At 61.5% G+C, this 16,214-nt stretch carries 16 protein-coding genes; 10 read left to right on the top strand and 6 right to left on the bottom strand.

Annotated elements, in window-relative coordinates; genetic code table 11:
• Position 1 precedes the first annotated feature (1 nt).
• Positions 2–1,036, top strand: coding sequence for a branched-chain amino acid ABC transporter permease (locus tag A6A03_RS06440; RefSeq protein ID WP_066785150.1), 1,035 nt, complete (start codon positions 2–4; stop codon positions 1,034–1,036).
• Here A6A03_RS06440 and A6A03_RS06435 read toward each other — a convergent pair.
• Positions 1,007–2,032, bottom strand: a complete 1,026-nt coding sequence (locus tag A6A03_RS06435; RefSeq protein WP_066785147.1) for a GHMP family kinase ATP-binding protein — start codon at positions 2,030–2,032, stop codon at positions 1,007–1,009. The two genes, A6A03_RS06440 and A6A03_RS06435, sit on opposite strands and share 30 nt — an antisense overlap.
• A 757-nt stretch (positions 2,033–2,789) precedes the next feature.
• Between A6A03_RS06435 and A6A03_RS06430 the strand changes: the two genes are divergently transcribed.
• From A6A03_RS06430 to A6A03_RS06400, 7 genes are all read left to right on the top strand, one after another.
• Positions 2,790–3,854, top strand: coding sequence for a histone deacetylase family protein (locus A6A03_RS06430; RefSeq protein ID WP_066785140.1), 1,065 nt, complete (start codon positions 2,790–2,792; stop codon positions 3,852–3,854).
• Positions 3,841–4,587, top strand: a complete 747-nt coding sequence (locus A6A03_RS06425; RefSeq protein ID WP_066785137.1) for a CPBP family intramembrane glutamic endopeptidase — start codon at positions 3,841–3,843, stop codon at positions 4,585–4,587. Before A6A03_RS06430 ends, A6A03_RS06425 begins: the two co-directional genes overlap by 14 nt.
• Before the next feature lie 185 nt (positions 4,588–4,772).
• Positions 4,773–6,317, top strand: coding sequence for an acyl-CoA carboxylase subunit beta (locus A6A03_RS06420; RefSeq protein WP_066785134.1), 1,545 nt, complete (start codon positions 4,773–4,775; stop codon positions 6,315–6,317).
• A gap of 19 nt (positions 6,318–6,336) precedes the next feature.
• Positions 6,337–6,690, top strand: coding sequence for an OadG family protein (locus A6A03_RS06415; protein ID WP_066785132.1), 354 nt, complete (start codon positions 6,337–6,339; stop codon positions 6,688–6,690).
• Positions 6,691–6,696: 6 nt separating this feature from the next.
• Positions 6,697–7,155 (top strand): biotin/lipoyl-containing protein, encoded by a 459-nt coding sequence (locus tag A6A03_RS06410; protein ID WP_066785130.1) that lies wholly within the window; start codon positions 6,697–6,699, stop codon positions 7,153–7,155.
• A gap of 132 nt (positions 7,156–7,287) precedes the next feature.
• Entirely contained in the window at positions 7,288–8,403 is a 1,116-nt protein-coding gene (locus tag A6A03_RS06405; RefSeq protein ID WP_066785127.1) for a sodium ion-translocating decarboxylase subunit beta, read from the top strand.
• A gap of 95 nt (positions 8,404–8,498) precedes the next feature.
• The gene (locus A6A03_RS06400; RefSeq protein ID WP_066785112.1) at positions 8,499–8,936 is read left to right on the top strand and encodes a CBS domain-containing protein; all 438 of its coding nucleotides are present in this window, start codon (positions 8,499–8,501) and stop codon (positions 8,934–8,936) included.
• A 6-nt stretch (positions 8,937–8,942) separates the two neighbouring features.
• Here A6A03_RS06400 and A6A03_RS06395 read toward each other — a convergent pair whose 3' ends face one another.
• The 5 genes from A6A03_RS06395 to A6A03_RS06375 all read right to left on the bottom strand — a co-directional run bounded on the left by A6A03_RS06395 (position 8,943) and on the right by A6A03_RS06375 (position 13,016).
• The gene (locus A6A03_RS06395) at positions 8,943–9,149 is read right to left on the bottom strand and encodes a hypothetical protein (protein WP_066785109.1); all 207 of its coding nucleotides are present in this window, start codon (positions 9,147–9,149) and stop codon (positions 8,943–8,945) included.
• A 14-nt stretch (positions 9,150–9,163) separates the two neighbouring features.
• A complete protein-coding gene (locus A6A03_RS06390) occupies positions 9,164–10,369 on the bottom strand; it encodes an MFS transporter (RefSeq protein ID WP_066785106.1) in 1,206 nt (401 codons plus the stop codon).
• 94 nt (positions 10,370–10,463) lie between these two features.
• Positions 10,464–10,826 carry a calcium-binding protein gene (locus A6A03_RS20980; RefSeq protein ID WP_066785103.1) on the bottom strand — a complete coding sequence of 121 codons (363 nt, stop codon included), beginning with the start codon at positions 10,824–10,826 and terminating at the stop codon, positions 10,464–10,466.
• Positions 10,823–12,565 carry a signal peptidase I gene (locus A6A03_RS06380; protein WP_066785099.1) on the bottom strand — a complete coding sequence of 581 codons (1,743 nt, stop codon included), beginning with the start codon at positions 12,563–12,565 and terminating at the stop codon, positions 10,823–10,825. The genes A6A03_RS20980 and A6A03_RS06380 overlap by 4 nt, the downstream gene beginning before the upstream one ends.
• Before the next feature lie 79 nt (positions 12,566–12,644).
• Complete coding sequence (locus A6A03_RS06375; protein WP_066785096.1) at positions 12,645–13,016, bottom strand: hypothetical protein; 372 nt, start codon at positions 13,014–13,016, stop codon at positions 12,645–12,647.
• A 287-nt stretch (positions 13,017–13,303) separates the two neighbouring features.
• Between A6A03_RS06375 and A6A03_RS06370 the strand changes: the two genes are divergently transcribed.
• A complete protein-coding gene (locus A6A03_RS06370; protein WP_066785093.1) occupies positions 13,304–14,248 on the top strand; it encodes an NAD-dependent epimerase/dehydratase family protein in 945 nt (314 codons plus the stop codon).
• A 50-nt stretch (positions 14,249–14,298) separates the two neighbouring features.
• The gene (locus A6A03_RS06365) at positions 14,299–15,507 is read left to right on the top strand and encodes an aminotransferase class I/II-fold pyridoxal phosphate-dependent enzyme (protein ID WP_066785090.1); all 1,209 of its coding nucleotides are present in this window, start codon (positions 14,299–14,301) and stop codon (positions 15,505–15,507) included.
• Positions 15,508–16,214: the final 707 nt, after the last annotated feature.

Genomic DNA, 16,214 nt, shown 5'->3' with positions numbered 1-16,214 from the left:
GATGCGGGATCGTTTCACCTCTGCACAGTGGGCCGGCCTGACCCTCATCGGCGGCCTGATCATCTTTCCGTTTGTCGTTTCGCTGTTCAGCGGCCAGCCGGTTGGCGAGGGAGTGCCCAAGTTTTGGCAGGGCATGCTGATTCAGGTCTTTATCTTGGCCGTCTTCGCCATGAGCTACGATATTTTGATGGGCTACACCGGCATTCTGTCGTTTGGCCATGCCCTCTTCTTCGGCACCGGCGCGTACACTATCGGTATCCTGCTCAAACATGCCGGCTGGGATCTCGGCTCGGCCCTGCTGGCCGTCATCGTAATCGCCATCATCCAGAGCCTGATCATCGGCCTGCTCTCGCTGCGGGTGAGCGGTGTCTATTTCGCGATGGTGACACTCGCGTTTGCCCAGATGTTTTTCCTCTTGGCCGAAGCGACCGACTTCCGCCAGTGGACGGGGGCCGAAGACGGATTGCAGAGTATTCCGGTGCCAGCGTGGATTAGCCCGACCACGGAACGGCTGCGCTTTTATTATGTCACGCTAGCGTTTGCGATCGTGATGTACCTGCTGGCGCGGCAAGTGGTCAATTCGCCGACCGGACGGGTGATGATGGCGATTCGCGACAACGAGACGCGAGCGAAGGTCTTGGGCTACCATACCCTCACCTTCAAGCTGATTGCGATCACGGTCAGCGGCGTGATGGCCGCGCTGGCCGGTGCGTTCAACGCGCTGTGGAACCTCAACGCCAACCCGGCGGTGCTCGGCGTGGGTACGACGATCAACGCGCTGCTGATGACAATCATCGGCGGCGTTGGCTCGCTGATCGGGCCGATGCTCGGCGCCGGCGTGATTCAACTGCTCGGCTATTGGCTCAACGTCTTCTTCGGGCCAAGCTGGCCGCTCTTGTTCGGCATCGTCTACATCTTGATCGTGCTGTTCCTGCCCTACGGCATCGTCGGCACGTGGCGGTTGCGCAGCGCCGGTTGGTTAGCGATGTGGCGCGAGCGATCGCGATCACTCATCCGGTTCTTCCACCACCCATGACTGCACGCCGTGGGTCACGAACGAGAACGGGCGCACGATCACACCGGCTTCGGTCAAGGCGCGCTCGATGGCTAGCCGGCGGTCAAAGGGACAGGCAAAGACCATAAAGCCGCCGCCGCCGGCGCCGGAAATCTTGCCGCCCCATGCACCGTGCTTGCGGGCCAGCGCATAGACCTCTTCGACGATCGGCGGCGCGATGTGGGGTGAAAAGGCTTTCTTGACCTCCCATGCGTCGTGCAGTAAGCGGCCAAAATCGGCGATGCGCTGTTCGCGCAGCAGCCGGGCCGCCGTATCGACAAACGCTTTGGTTTCGTGATGCAGCCGCAGGGTATCGCCCTTGACCAGCCGTTGCACCTGATCGGTCATCAGATGGCGCGTCAGCAACTGGCGATCACCGATATAGCCGATAATCAAGCAGCTCTCAAGCTCAAGCAAAGCGGTTGGATCGCTCAGCACCGGCTCGACAATCACCCGGTCGCGCCCAAAGTGATAGACGCACATTCCGCCAAACACCGCCGAATACTGGTCTTGGCGCCCGCCGGGAATGCCGAGATCAACTCGTTCGATCCGGTAGGCCAGTTCAGCCAGTTGGTGCGGGTCGGCGTTTTGGCCAGCCACAGCGTAGAGCAGCTTGAGCATGCTCACCACCAGCGCCGACGACGAGCCAAGGCCGGAACCGGGTGGCGCGTCGCTGAACATGGTGATCTTGTAACCGGCGGAAGCGGGCCGCAACTGGGGCAGCGCATCAAGCACCGCCTGCGGGAGGGCCAGTTTGCCATCCCATTCGCGATCGCTCACCTGCCGGCTCACCTCTTGCAGATCGAGCGAGCGGATCAAAATGCCGGGTGTATTGCTGGTAGTGAGCATACACCGCACATAGAGATTGATCGTGCAATTGAGCACTTTTCCGCCGTATTCTTCGGCGTAAGGGCTGACATCGGTGCCGCCGCCGAAAAAGCCGATTCGCATCGGCGCGCGCGCTTTATAGATCTTCATGCGTTCCTCCGGCCATTGTTGAGTGCCGCGGCGCCAGTATACCAGAAATGACGCGATAGGACGGCTGTCCGGCTCCGCAGAGGGTTTGGTGGGGAATAGCCACAAAAAGACACAAAACACACAAAAACGGACGATTTTTGCGCCTTTTGCGTCTCTTTGTGGCTATTGGCCTCAGTGCCCCCACCCCTCGCCCCTCCCCCGCTGGGGGAGGGGAGTCCGGCTCCTCCCCCCAGCGGGGGGAGGCTGGGAGGGGGGCATTGTCGTGCCCCCACCCCTCGCCCCTCCCCCGCTGGAGGATGGGAAGTGATACCTGTCAGGGAGCCTGTTCCGCTGAAGCAGGAGATTGCTTCGGGCGCTCCGCGCCCTCGCAATGACAAAAGATCGGCGCCGCACCCTGCTTGTCATTGCGAGCGGAGCGCAGCGCAGCGAAGCAATCCCCCGCGAGTACGGGAGCGGAACCTTGCCGCCGAAGGAGGGGAATTGCTGCGGGCGCTGCTGTGTTCCGCTCAAGCAATGCCTCGTCCGCCCATCACGCGGCTCCCCCGCTCCCGCCGTCAGGTGGGAGCGGGGGCTAGGGGGTGAGGGCTAGTGGCATCGCCACGAAAAGACACAAAACGCACAAAAACGGACGATTTTTGCGCCTTTTGTGCATTTTTGTGGCTATTCCCCACCAAACCCCTCAGCGCCCTCTGCAGTAAACAACATACCAGAGGTCAACACCGCTCCCCATCCGCCCAGACTACGGTACAATATCACTATGAAGATCTTTCTGAGCGCCGACCACCACCGTCACGATCCGCCGTTCGAGATCCTTGACGGCCAGCCAGTGCCATATTTTGAAACGCCGCGGCGAGTCGACATCATCCTCGCCGCGCTGCAAGCCGCCGGGTTCGCGCCACCGGTCGCTGCACCACCAGCGACGCTCGCTGAACTGGCTGCCGTGCATACGCCCGACTACCTCGATTATCTTGCCCATGCCTACGAACGCTGGCAGGCCGCCGGGTTGGCCGGGCCGGTGCTGCCCTCGGCATGGCCGTTGCCCGGCTTGCGCTTGCGCAGCGATTGCCCACAAGCAGCAGCCGGTCGCTATGCGTTCGATCTGAGCGCGCCAATCACCGCCGGCACCTTCGCCGCTGCCCAAGCGTCTGCCGGTGCGGCGCTGGCCGGCGCTACGGCGCTGTTGCAGGGCGAACGGTTCGCCTATGCGCTCTGCCGCCCGCCCGGCCACCATGCCGCCGCCAATCTAGCTGGCGGCTACTGTTTCCTCAATAACGCGGCGCTAGCCGCTGACCGGCTCGCCCGCGCCACCACTACCGGCGATACGACTTGGGCGCTGCGCGCGCCGGCAGTAGCGGTGCTTGACATCGATTATCATCATGGCAACGGCACTCAGAGCATCTTCTACGAACGCAATGACGTGCTGACCGTTTCGTTGCATGCCGATCCCGCCCGTGAGTACCCGTACTTTCTCGGCTATGCCGACGAGCGCGGCGCGGGAGCCGGCGAAGGGTACAATCTCAATCTGCCCTTGCCGGCAGGGATTGGGGATCGCGACTATCTAGCCGCCCTCGTGCAGGCCTTGCAAGCGATCGCCGACTACGGCCCGCGCTATCTGGTCATCTCAGCCGGGTTTGACACCTTCCACGCTGATCCGTTGGGTGATTTTGGATTGACCACTGCCGCGTATCGGGCGATTGGCGCTGCGATTGGGCAACTTGGCCTCCCCACGCTCGTCGTGCAAGAGGGAGGATACGCGATTGAAAACTTGGGCGCAAATGTGGCGGCGCTCCTAGATGGAGTTATCTCGCATGCTCACAAATAATCCGCCTGAACAACCGCAAGCGCCGATCGCGCCGGCGTGGGGTTGGCTCGATCTCTTCATCACGCTGCTGGTGATCGGCGTGGGTGGGGCGCTGGTTGTGCTCGTTATCCGCACACTGGCTGAAGTGGCCAACTGGGACACCTCGCGCGGTTTTGTCAGCCCGCCGGTCTATATTGCCGGCACGCTGCTGTATCTCATCATCGGCGGTACGGTGCTGGGGGTGATCGGCCCACGCGCCGGCTGGCGCGATCTCGGTTTGCAGTGGCCGCATTGGATGTACTTCGCCCTCGTTCCACCCATCTTTATCTTTGGCATGGGGATGATGGTGTTGACGAATGCCGGAGTCACCCTCCTGTTTGGCGAATTCCAAAACCCGCAGGTTGAGAGCATCTCTGGCGGGCAGGCGTTTGGCGCCGGCGAACTGGTTGCCTTATGGGTGCTCATCGCCGGGATCGTGCCGTTGGTGGAAGAGCTGTTCTTCCGTGGCGTCCTCCATCATCTGCTTCGCCGTCATCTCAACAATACCCTCACCATCATCGTTGGCGCCGCCGTCTTTGCAGTCGTTCACTTCATCCCGGTGCTCATTCCCGGCCTGTTTGTGGCTGGTCTGTGCCTTGGTTACCTGCGCGAACAGAGCGGCTCGATCTGGCCGGGGGTGCTTTTCCACATGTTGCAAAACACGCTGGCGTTGCTGGCGATGGCGTTGTTATTGGCGACCGGTGGGGTGTCGTAGAGGCCGGTTTCAAACCGGCCCCTCATACCCTTCCGGCGACACTCTGCCTAGACCTACGTTCACTTCTCACCAGCAACCGTTCGTCGCCAAACATTTGCGCCTAGTAGTGAATTCTTTTCCTCATCAGGGCGGTGAAACCGGTATACTTCCATTGACTTTAGCCCCAACAACAACGAGGTGTGACAGTGGAATCCCCCGAAGAGCAACTCGAACGGCTGCGCAACCTGCGCGAGCGGGCGATGCAAGGCGGCGGGCCAGACCGGATTGCCCAGCAACATGCGCGCGGCAAACTAACGGCCCGTGAACGCTTGGCCTTGCTGCTCGATGCTGGTTCGTTTCAAGAGATTGGCGCCTTGGCGACCAGCATTACCGAAGATGAAGAGCAGCGCATCCCCGGCGACGGCACCGTTACCGGGTTCGGCAAGATTAACGGGCGACGGGTGGCGGTCTATGCGCAAGACTTTACGGTGATGGGCGGTTCGTTCTCGGCGGTGCAGGCCAACAAAATTTGCCGCATGCAAGACCTCGCGATTGAGAGCGGCATCCCGATCATTGGCCTAAACGATTCGGGCGGGGCGCGCATCCAAGAGGGCGTCCGTTCACTGGCCGCTTACGGCGAGGTCTTTGTCCGCAATGTGATGGCATCGGGCGTGGTGCCGCAAATCTCGGCCATTCTTGGGCCTTGCGCCGGCGGCGCAGTCTATTCGCCAGCTTTGACCGATTTCGTGATTATGTCGGAATCAACCGGCTACATGTTTCTCACCGGCCCCGACGTGATCAAAGCGGTATCGGGCCGCGACATTTCGACCCAAGAGCTAGGCGGCGCGGCGGTGCATTGCGCGCGCAGCGGCGTGGCCCATCTCTCTGCACCCGATGATCGCGCCGTGATCGAGTTGATCAAGCGACTGCTCAGCTACTTGCCGCAAAACAACAACGAAGACCCGCCCCAGATTATGCCCTACGATCGCGCCGACCGGCAAGAACCGGCGCTCAATGCGTTGGTGCCGGCTGATGAACGGCAAGGGTACGATATTCATACCTTGATCGATCTGGTCTTTGACCACGATAGTTTTCTCGAAATTCAGCCGCTCTTCGCCCCCAACGCGGTGGTTGGCTTTGCCCGGCTCGACGGCTATGCGGTTGGCGTGGTTGCCAACCAACCCGCCGTGATGGCTGGTGTGCTCGATATCGATTCCAGCGACAAAATTGCCCGCTTTGTCCGCATCTGCGACGCCTTCAACGTTCCGATTATCACCTTTGTCGATACCACCGGCTTTTTGCCCGGTATCGAGCAGGAGTACGGCGGTGTGATCCGGCATGGCGCTAAAATCATTTACGCTTATAGTGAGGCGACCGTGCCGAAGATTTCGGTAGTGGTGCGCAAAGCGATTGGCGGTGCGTATGTAGCCATGTCAAGCAAACAATTGCGCTGTGACCTCAACTTTGCGTGGCCATCGGCCCAAATTGCAGTGATGGGCGCTGAAGGGGCAGTGCGCATCTTACGCCGCGACGAGCTGCGCGCCGCCGCCGATCCGTCGCAGCTCATGGCCGAGTTTGTCGCCGAGTACCGGCGCAAGTTCTTCAACCCCTACCATGCCGCCGATCTGGGCCAGATCGATGAAGTGATCGAACCAGCTGAAACCCGGCCTCGCCTGATCCGGGCATTAGAGATTTTGCGCACCAAGGTGCAACAGAATCCGCCGCGCAAACACGGGTTGTACCCGTCGTAAGCCGGCGGCAGGAGGCAGCATGGAGAACCTTGGCTTTGGTTTGACTATGACCGTGCTCGGTATGAGTTTAGTCTTTACGGTGCTGGCCTTGATTTGGGGGATGCTCAACTTGCTCACCCGGTTCGACCAACCTGAACCATCCACCATAACCGAGGTCATGCCGACGCCAGAGATTACGCCAGCACCGACCGAGCAGCTTAGCCCTGACGAAGTGGCAGCGATCGCCGTGGCCGTCGCCGTTCACACGGCAACGTTACGCCGCGAGGCAGCGCCAACGGTACGCAGCTACTGGCCGGGCAGCTTGCTCTTTGCCAGCCGCTGGGTGGCGGCTGGCCGCACGCGCCAGAATCAAAGTTGGCAACGAAGGAGATAACCTGTAATGCGTCGCTATCAACTGACGATCAACGGTAAGACGTATACGGTTGATATTGCCGAGTTGAGCAGCGATCGCTTCGCTGTCCAGCTCGATGGGCGCGAATTTGAGGTGCAACTGAGCGAAAGCGGCGACATCGGCGAGATTACGCCGCGCGCTACACCGGTACCGGTTGCGCTGCCCGCAACTCCAGCCGCACCCGCCGCACCGCCACCGGCTGCGCTGCCACCGGCGGCTGCCACTGGCGACAACCTGATCCGGGCGCCGATGCCGGGCACCATCTTGCAGATCGTGGCCCAACCCGGCGCGAAGGTCAAACGCGGCCAGCCGATCATCGTGCTCGAAGCGATGAAGATGAACAACAGCATCGGTGCGCCGCGTGATGGCGTAGTCGCGGCGATTTTGGTCAAGACCGGCCAGAGCGTTGGCTACGGCGAACCGCTCGCCCAATTGGCCGAGGGGTAAACGCGGTGTGCAAGCCGCCGGCCCGCACCGCGCGCAAGCGCCGCAAAGTTAAGTTCTGCGCAAATTCGCCTCCTCCAACAGAGCAATGGATGCAGGAGGGGGAGTGATGAGTCAAGAAAAGCGATCAACACTATGGACGAACTAGCTCTCCGGCTGTTACAAGGGATCACCTCGATCACATGGCAATCGCTGGTGATGATCGCCGTCGCTGGTTTGTTGTTCTACCTCGCGATTGTGCACGACTACGAACCGCTCCTGCTCTTGCCGATCGGCGCCGGCGCGTTGCTGGCTAACTTGCCGCTCTCGCCGCTGTTAGGTGAAGACGGCATGCTCACCATCCTCTACACTGCCGGCGTCGGCAACGAACTCTTCCCGCTGCTCATCTTTATCGGCATCGGTGCGCTCACCGACTTCAGCCCGCTGCTTTCCAACCCGCGTATGGTCTTGCTCGGCGCCGCCGGGCAGTTTGGCATCTTCGGCACCTTGCTGGCTGCGCTCGCGCTCGGCTTTAGCCGCGAAGAAGCGGCCTCGATCGGAATCATCGGCGCGATCGACGGCCCGACCTCGATCTATGTTTCGAGCCTGCTCGCACCGCAATTGCTCGGCCCGATCACGGTCGCCGCCTACAGCTATATGTCGCTGGTGCCGGTCATTATGCCGCCAGTCATTCGCGCGCTCACCACGCCAGCCGAACGGCGCATCCGCATGGAATACGTCAGCCGCCCGATCAGCCGGCGCACCCGCATTCTGTTTCCGATTGTCACCACGATTGTGGTCGGCGTGCTGGTGCCGTTCGCTATTCCGCTGATCGGGATGTTGATGCTCGGCAACCTGATGCGCGAGTCGGGTGTGGTTGAACGGCTGACTAACACCTCGTCACGCGAGCTGGCCAACATCGTGACCCTCTTTTTGGGGCTGGCGATCGGCTCGACAATGGAGGGCACCCGCTTCTTGCAACCGGCGACGCTGGCGATTCTCGCGCTGGGCATTCTTGCCTTCGTGCTCGACACCGCCGCCGGCTTGCTCTTTGGCAAGTTTCTCAACCTGCTCAGCCGGGGCCGCTTCAACCCGATCATCGGTGCTGCCGGCATCAGCGCCTTCCCGATGGCGGCGCGCGTGGTGCAAAAGCTGGCTCACGACGAGGATTTCGAGAACTTCATCCTGATGCACGCGATGGGAGCGAACGCCGCCGGGCAGGTGGCCAGCGTAGTGGCCGGCGGGGTGGTCTTGGCGTTGATGGGGAGGTAGCCAGTTACAGGAGGGGCATAGCGCTGCTATGCCCCTCCTGTAACCGGCGGTATACAATGAAAAGAAAGCATTGATAGCGATAGAGGAGTTTGAATATGTCGAAGACCGAGCGCGTAGCCGAATGGATGACCGAAAACCCGGTTTGCGTCCCGCCAGACTTTTCGGCGCTGGCTGCTTATGAGCGCATGCGAGCGCGCGGGGTGCGGCGGATGCCGGTGGTGGATAAACAAAGCAAGCTGGTTGGCATCATCACCCGCAGCGACATCGAGCAGGCGATGAGCCACCCTCGCGATGAAGAAGAGCGCCGGTTGGCTCGCTTCAACCTCGCCGGCCAGACCGTAGCCGAACTGATGACACCGAACCCATTGACGATCGCTTCCAGCGACTCGATCGGCAAAGCAGCGGCGATCATGGTGCGCGCGCGGGTCAGCGGCTTGCCGGTGGTCGATGAGGGCCGGCTGGTCGGGATCATCACCGAATCGGATATCTTCCGGCTAGTGGCCAGCACATGGGCGGCGGAAGAGACCGAGTAGCTCGGTTCAGTGGCACAAGAAGAACCACGTCAGATCGCTCACCATAGCGGGCGTTGTGTTCAAGAGCCACAACGCCCACAACCCGCCGCCGATCAGGCTCAGCAGCAGCAACCCGCCGCCGGCTAGCCAAACGAACGCCGCGCCGTCATCGGTGGCCGGCGGCGCCTGCTCAGCCGGCTCGTAGAGCGCGCTCAACGTCTCAATGCGTTGCATTCTCACCCCCTGTCTCACACCGGTTGCTCAACAACTTGGCGCGCCGGACGATCGTCGATCAGCCAGTGGATGGCCGTCGCGGCAAGGCTGAGCGCCAGCGCGGCTAGCCAAACCGGCAGATAACTGACGGTGCGATCGTAGACGGCGCCACCCATCCATGCGCCCAAAAAGGCCCCGATCTGGTGGCCGAAGAAGACAAAGCCGTACAACATGCCGAGATAGCGTGTACCGAAGAGCTGCGCAACTAACCCGCTCGTTAGGGGCACAGTGCCGAGCCAGAGCACACCGATGCTCAACCCAAACGCCAAGGCGCTGGCATCAGTGAGCGGCACGATCAGAAACAGAACAAAGATGATCGCTCGCCCAAGATAGATACCGCTCAAGACCTGTTTCTTGACCATGCGGTCGCCGAGTGCGCCAAAGAGATACGAACCGGCGATATTCCCCAACCCGATCAGCGCCAGCGCCACCGCAGCAACAGTTGCGCCAATGCCACTATCGACCAGATAGGCCGGTAGATGGGTGGCGATAAAGGCAACGTGAAACCCGCAGACAAAGAAGCCGGCAAACAACAAGGCATAGCCGGGATGGCGCAACGCCAGCGCGATCACCTGTTGCCCGCTTGGCGCATTGTCGGCGGCGCCGGTGCGGCGAGCAGGCGCGCCGAGGGCCGGCGTCAGCACCGCCGGCAGCACCATCACCGCCGCCAGCGCCAGCAACGCCCCTTGCCAACCCAATGCCGCTAGCAACAATTGCGCCAACGGCACAAACGCAAACATCCCCACCGAACCGCCGGCGGTCACAAGACCGAAGGCGAAACCGCGCCGCGCTGGCGGCGCTAATTGACCAATGACACCAAACACCGGCGCGAAAGTGGTCGCGCTCTGCGCGAGCCCAACCACCACCCCTAGCGCCACCAAGAGCAATAACGGCGAGGCCGCGATCGTGACCGCTGCCACCCCCAGCGCGTAGACAATCGCGCCAACTGCAAGTAAACGCTGGCCGCCATACCGGTCGGCCAGCGCGCCAGCGAACGGCGTAGCGATCCCAAACACGAGATTCTGGATCGCTAGCGTCAACCCTACTTGTTCACGGCCCAAACCAAACGCTTCGCTCAGCGGCACGAGGAAGACGCCAAAGGTCTGGCGCACACCCATCGCGATAGTGACAATCAACGCGCCGCAGATACTTGCGATAAGCCAACGTGGCAGCGATCGCATATCATTCTCGCCGATCTAAAGAGTTGAATACAATGGCGGAATGATACCGATAAACCGCTATAATAGCAAGCGCCGCTCACCGGACGCCATCAGCTTACCGCTCGCACGTGCTATCAGCGCCGCTGCCAATGCACACATCGAACCCAGCGCCGCCAATGAGCACATCGTCACCCTTGCCGCCGATAATGCAGTCGTTGCCTCCCCGGCCATCGATGAGATCATTGCCGGCGCTGCCCACGATAAGGTCATTGCCATCGGTGCCGGTGATCACGCCAGCGCCAGAGATAATGGCACTCAAACCCATACCGGCGCAGGCTGGCGGCGCCACATTTTGCGCGCTTAGCGACATATTCAGATCGGCCATAGCGGCGTCAGGGATCGCGATGCTTGCAGCGGACGCCAATGCCGTCGCACCGATAACGGCGCTTATCAGTATGAGCAAGATGAACCGTTTCATGCCTCGCCTCGCTGTTCAGTCGCCGCTTCCCAATGCTGTTGGCGGGCCTCGCGCCATGCCTGCGCAAACGCCGGGTTCTGGCTGCGTTCGCGATAGGCGGTGAAGGGATCCACTCCCACTGCTTGGCAGGCTTCACTTACCAAACCGGTTTCGCGTAGGGCGGCAATAAATTGATCGCGCCAATCCGCCGGCGGCGGATGGTGGGCAACCGGTGCTGGCGTGACACGCTGGTGCGCCTCTGGCCCAGAGTCGCTAGCTTGATAGACGTAGACGGTACCGTCGTCGATCAATACGTATTGGTTCGGCTCGCTGCCGGTGTCGCGGATGATCAACCCGCCGGCGCGTTGGGCCAAGCGGGCCAGATCAGCCATCGTCGCGACGGCTGCCCGTGGCAGATCAACGTGGGGCGCGGCGCCGGTGATGATAAGATTACCGTACCAGAATTGGATCCGCATAGTTTCATCGCTTTGCCAGCGCCGCCATAACGGCCAGCCGATCGCAATCGCGGCCACCGCCAACCCGCCGGCAATCACCATTCCCCACCAGCGGGCCGACTCTACTTCAAGGCTGAAGAACAACAATGATAAGCGTGCCGGCTCGATCCTCGTCCGTGCCACCTGACCCTCGGCGCGGGGGGCAAGCCCCTGCCGGTCATCGGCAGGGTTGACCAGGGTGAGCTGCGCTTTATCAAACCGGAAGAGCAATTGCGGCGAAAAGGCATCGCTGAACGCTAGCCCGTCCACTTCCCCGTTCACCACCACATCTGGAGTGATAGCGAGCAGATAATATTGGTTACTCAAACTCGTCTGTTGTTCGAGTTGGGCGATTAGCGCGCGCAGATCAGTGAGGTTGATCACCCCCCGCACGGTTGCTTCCGCCCCCTCAAACGGCTGTGCCGGCGCGAGCGCCAACCGCCGGCGCCAACCATTCGCGGCGCTGACTTCGGCATTTAGCCCGATCGTGCCGCTCGCCGTGGCGACATTGGCCAATTCATAGTGAAAGGTGACGGCCAGCGTTGATGAGAGTTGGAAATAGACCGGATCGCCGGTTTGGGCCTGCGCCGTATCGTAAATGCCGGGAGGTGCATCGGCGAGATAGGTAAATGTCCCCTGCTGGCGATAGATGACCGGTTCGTTAACGACGCGGCTGGCGGGTTGGAGGAAGGCGTAGCCAGCAAGCATGCCGGCGACGATTGCGCCAAGTGCGCACAGTGTCACCGCAGCCATCGCTGCCTCGACCGGCTGAACAATTGTGTGGCGTGGCCGGCGACGCCGTCCGGTTGCGCGTGGTTGTGCCATCACCATCCCTCCTGCCAGCGCCAGAATGATCAGCCACCAGTATTGGCGCGCCAGCACTAAGCCGCTCCCCAGCCACGGTATATGCAGCCATGCCCGCCCTTCAATCTCGGTCGTCAACGGCTCGTAGGGATCGACAAAATCGTTGTGATCACCCTTCAACTGCCAACGTTCGCCATCTTGGCCGATGATGCGATGGATCACTAACCCAATCTCAGGATGGCGGTAGGTGACAATATCGCCCAGTGCATAGTCATCAGCAGCGCGCGTAATCACCAGATCGCCGCGTCGGTAGAGCGGGGCCATGCTATTGCCGTTGATTACGACAAACTGGGCAACGCCACCCAGCGAGCGGGGTGCAAACAGCCACCAGATCAGCGCAAGGCCGAGCAGGATCGCCAGCCCACCCAGCCACCGTCCAATGACTGTTCGCCCCAGCTTCATAGCCACCTCTCATCATACAGAACGGGCAAGAGGAACGTTCTTGCGCGCCTCTTGCCCGCTCCGTGACGTCACTGTAGATTTAGTTGTGCGCCACAATGCGCAAGGTTGTATGGGTCGAAATCGGCACATTCGGCGAGGGATCAGCCGTCCACGTGCCGCCCGATTCAGTCGCGTTCACCCAGTTCGAGCCATCGAGTTGCACGAGCACCGTGGTCGGAGCAGCAGCGCCGGTCAGGGTAAAGGTAACTTTGTCGATCAACGTCGGATCAGTTGCATCGTAGACATAGGTCAAGCTACCGACCGTGTAGCCGCTGATGGTCAACGAACCGTCACCGGCAACAATAACTGCACTACCAAATGAGTTTGTGGCGGCGAAGCCATACGCGGCAGCGGCCAGCGCCAGCGCCAGAACGGCGGCGATCAGGGTTTTGGGATGGAGAAGGGTAGCCATACAACGCCTCCTGCGTGTCGTGAAGCGGTTCACTAACCGTTTCTTTAGAATTGATGATAATTGAGGCGTTGACCAATTACAATCGCATAAAAGTATGCTACTACAGATAATCGTTTCGTGATCAGAGGTATAACCTAGGTACTATATGTAATTGTGATAGAACTCGCAATATTAAACGTTGTTGCAGCTTCACCCTGACCATACCAAACCCCCACTGGCAGAATCCGCCGCTATCGTGTATAACAAGTATCAGTCATGCATCTCGCTGACCAAAATGAGGCACCGCAATGGAGCGACGGATTCTGGTCATCGGCGCGTTGGGGCAAGTCGGTTCCGATTTGGTGCCGGCGCTGCGCCAGATCTATGGCGCGACGCACGTTATCGCCAGTGATCTCAAACCGGCGACCGATGAAGCTGGGCCGTATGCCATGCTCGATTGCACCGATGGCGTGGCGCTCGATGAATTAGTCACCCGCATGCGCGTCGGCATCATTTACCATCTGGCTGCGCTGCTCTCGGCCACTGCCGAGCGGATGCCGCAACAGGCATGGCGGCTCAACGTTGATGGCCTGTATACCGTGCTCGAAGTGGCGCGCCTCCACCGGTGCCAAATCTTTGTGCCGAGCAGTATTGCCGCGTTTGGCCCGGAAACGCCGCGCGACCCTACTCCGCAAGTGACAATCCAGCGCCCCACAACTATGTACGGCATTAGCAAGGTGATTAGCGAGTTGCTTTGCTCGTACTATGTTGCCCGCTACGGTCTCGATGCGCGCGGCCTCCGCTTCCCCGGTCTGATCTCGGCCACTGCGCCACCCGGCGGCGGCACCACTGACTACGCAGTTGAAATCTTTCATGCTGCGCTGAGCACAGGCGCTTATACCTGCTACCTGCAACCGGATACGCGCTTGCCGCTGATGTACATGGCTGACGGCATCCGGGCAATGCTCGAATTGATGGCTACCGACCGTGAACGGCTGCGCTACGCGAATGCGTACAATATTCAGGGCTTTAGCGCCACCCCAGCCGAACTCGCCGCCGCGATCAGCCGCCGCATTCCTGAGTTTCAGATCGACTACGCGATCCAACCGTACCGCCAAGCAATCGCCGACTCGTGGCCGCATGCGCTCGATGACAGTGCGGCTCGCGCCGATTGGGGATGGCAACCGCACTACGATTTGGAAGGAATGGTGGACGAGATGCTGCGGGTGATTCGCCAGCAAAGCGCATCGTAAACGCGCTGCCCCCTCACCTATCCGTCCACCTGTTAAATACGGAGAACGCTATGCCTCACGACCGTCTGGCCGGAATCCTCCAACAGCAACTTGACCAACTGAGCGCCGAACGGCGGCGCAAAGGCTTTGAGCGCGTGATTACCGAACGACTGCCGGGAGATGGCAAGCGCGGGCCGCGCTACCGGGTCGCTGGCTACGAGCAACCGTTCATTCGTATGAATTCCAACAGCTACCTCGGATTGGCCGCCGATCCGCGCTTGATCGCGGCAGCGGAAGCGGCGACGCACCGGTTTGGCGTCGGCCCCGGCGCCGTGCGCTTCATTAGCGGCACCCTTGCCCCGCACGTGGCGCTGGAACAACGGCTGGCCGCCTTTCACCGACGCGATGCAGCGATGCTTTTTTCCAGCGCCTATGCCGCAGTGCTCAGCGTGATCACCTCGCTCACGACGCCTGACACCGCGATCATCAGCGATGAACTGAACCACAACTGCATCATCAACGCCATCCGGCTCGCCCGTCCACGCGAAAAGCTGGTTTACCGCCATCTCGATCTTGAGCAGCTCGACGCAGCGCTCGCGCAAGCCTCCCAGACCTGCCGGCGAGCGATTGTCGTCACTGATGGCATCTTCTCGATGCGTGGCGTGCATGCGCCCCTCGACCGGATTGCCGCTATTGTTGCCCGGTATGATGCGACATTTGCTGAAAACGCCTTGCTAATCGTTGACGACTCGCACGGCGTCGGCGCGTTTGGCGCCACTGGCCGCGGCAGCGAAGAGTATTGCGGCGCGCGCGCCGATCTGTTGATCGGCACGCTAGGCAAGGCGTTTGGCGCCAACGGCGGTTACGTCGTCGGGCCGCAAGTGCTGATCGATAGCTTGCGTGAAACCAGCCCGACCTACATCTACTCCAACCCGATCACCGCTGGCGAAGCGAGCGCGGCGCTGGCGGCGCTCGATATCCTTGAGAGCACCGAGGGCCAAGAGCGGTTAGCGCATCTACGCGCCATGACGGCCCGTTTCCGGCAGGGCTTGCGTGACGGCGGCTTCGAGACCCTGCCCGGCGCGCATCCGGTGGTGCCGCTGTTTGTGCGCGATCCGGCGGCAACGGCAGCCCTCGTTGACACCCTCTTTGCGCGAGGGGTGCTGGCAACCGCGATTATGTACCCCGTCGTGCCGCGCGGCGATGACAGCATCCGCTTCCAGATCAGCGCCGAACACACCGCCGCCGATATTGATGAGGCGTTGGCGGCGTTGCGGTAGCCGGTATGGGTGTGGCGGACGTGCCCGCCTGTCATTGCGAGGGAGCGAAAAGGGTGCGTGATCTGGCACCCGGCCCTAAAGGGCCGGGCTAAGCTTACGAAGCCCGCTACGCGGGCTGGCCCTCACCCCCAGCCCCTCTCCCACTAGCGCGGGAGAGGGGAGTGCAGTCTTCAGCGGAAAGGGGTCGCTTCCGTGCTCGTGGGGGATTGCGTCGCTGCGCTACGCTCCGCTCGCAAGGACACCGGGGTGCGGTGACATGGCCCCCATCCCAGCCCTCCCCCGCTGGGGGAGGGAGTCACGGGGAAGGACGCCTGAGCGGGGGCTCCCGCCCTCGCGGGGGATTGCTTCGCTGCGCTCCGCTCCGCTCGCAAGGACACCGGGGTGCGGCGCGCAAGGACACCAAGGGAGCGGGGGGGCCCATCTGTCATTGCGAGGGGGCGCAGCCCCCGAAGCAATCTCCCGCTTCAGCGCGAACGAACGCACAGCGGGTTGTTTCCGTGCTCGCGGGGGGATTGCTTCGCCGTGCCCAGCGCGGCTCGCAAGGACAACTGGGGAGCGGCGTACATGGCCCCCACCCCAGCCCTCCCCCGCTGGGGGAGGGAGTCACGGGGAAGGACGCCTGAGCGGGGTCTCCCGCCCTCGCGGGGGATTGCTTCGCTCCGCTCGCAAAGACACCGGGGTGCGGCGCGCAAGGACACCGAGGGAAC

This window comes from Chloroflexus islandicus (genome assembly GCF_001650695.1).
Taxonomy (GTDB): Bacteria; Chloroflexota; Chloroflexia; order Chloroflexales; family Chloroflexaceae; genus Chloroflexus; species Chloroflexus islandicus.
This window is presented reverse-complemented; position numbering and strand designations above follow the sequence as displayed.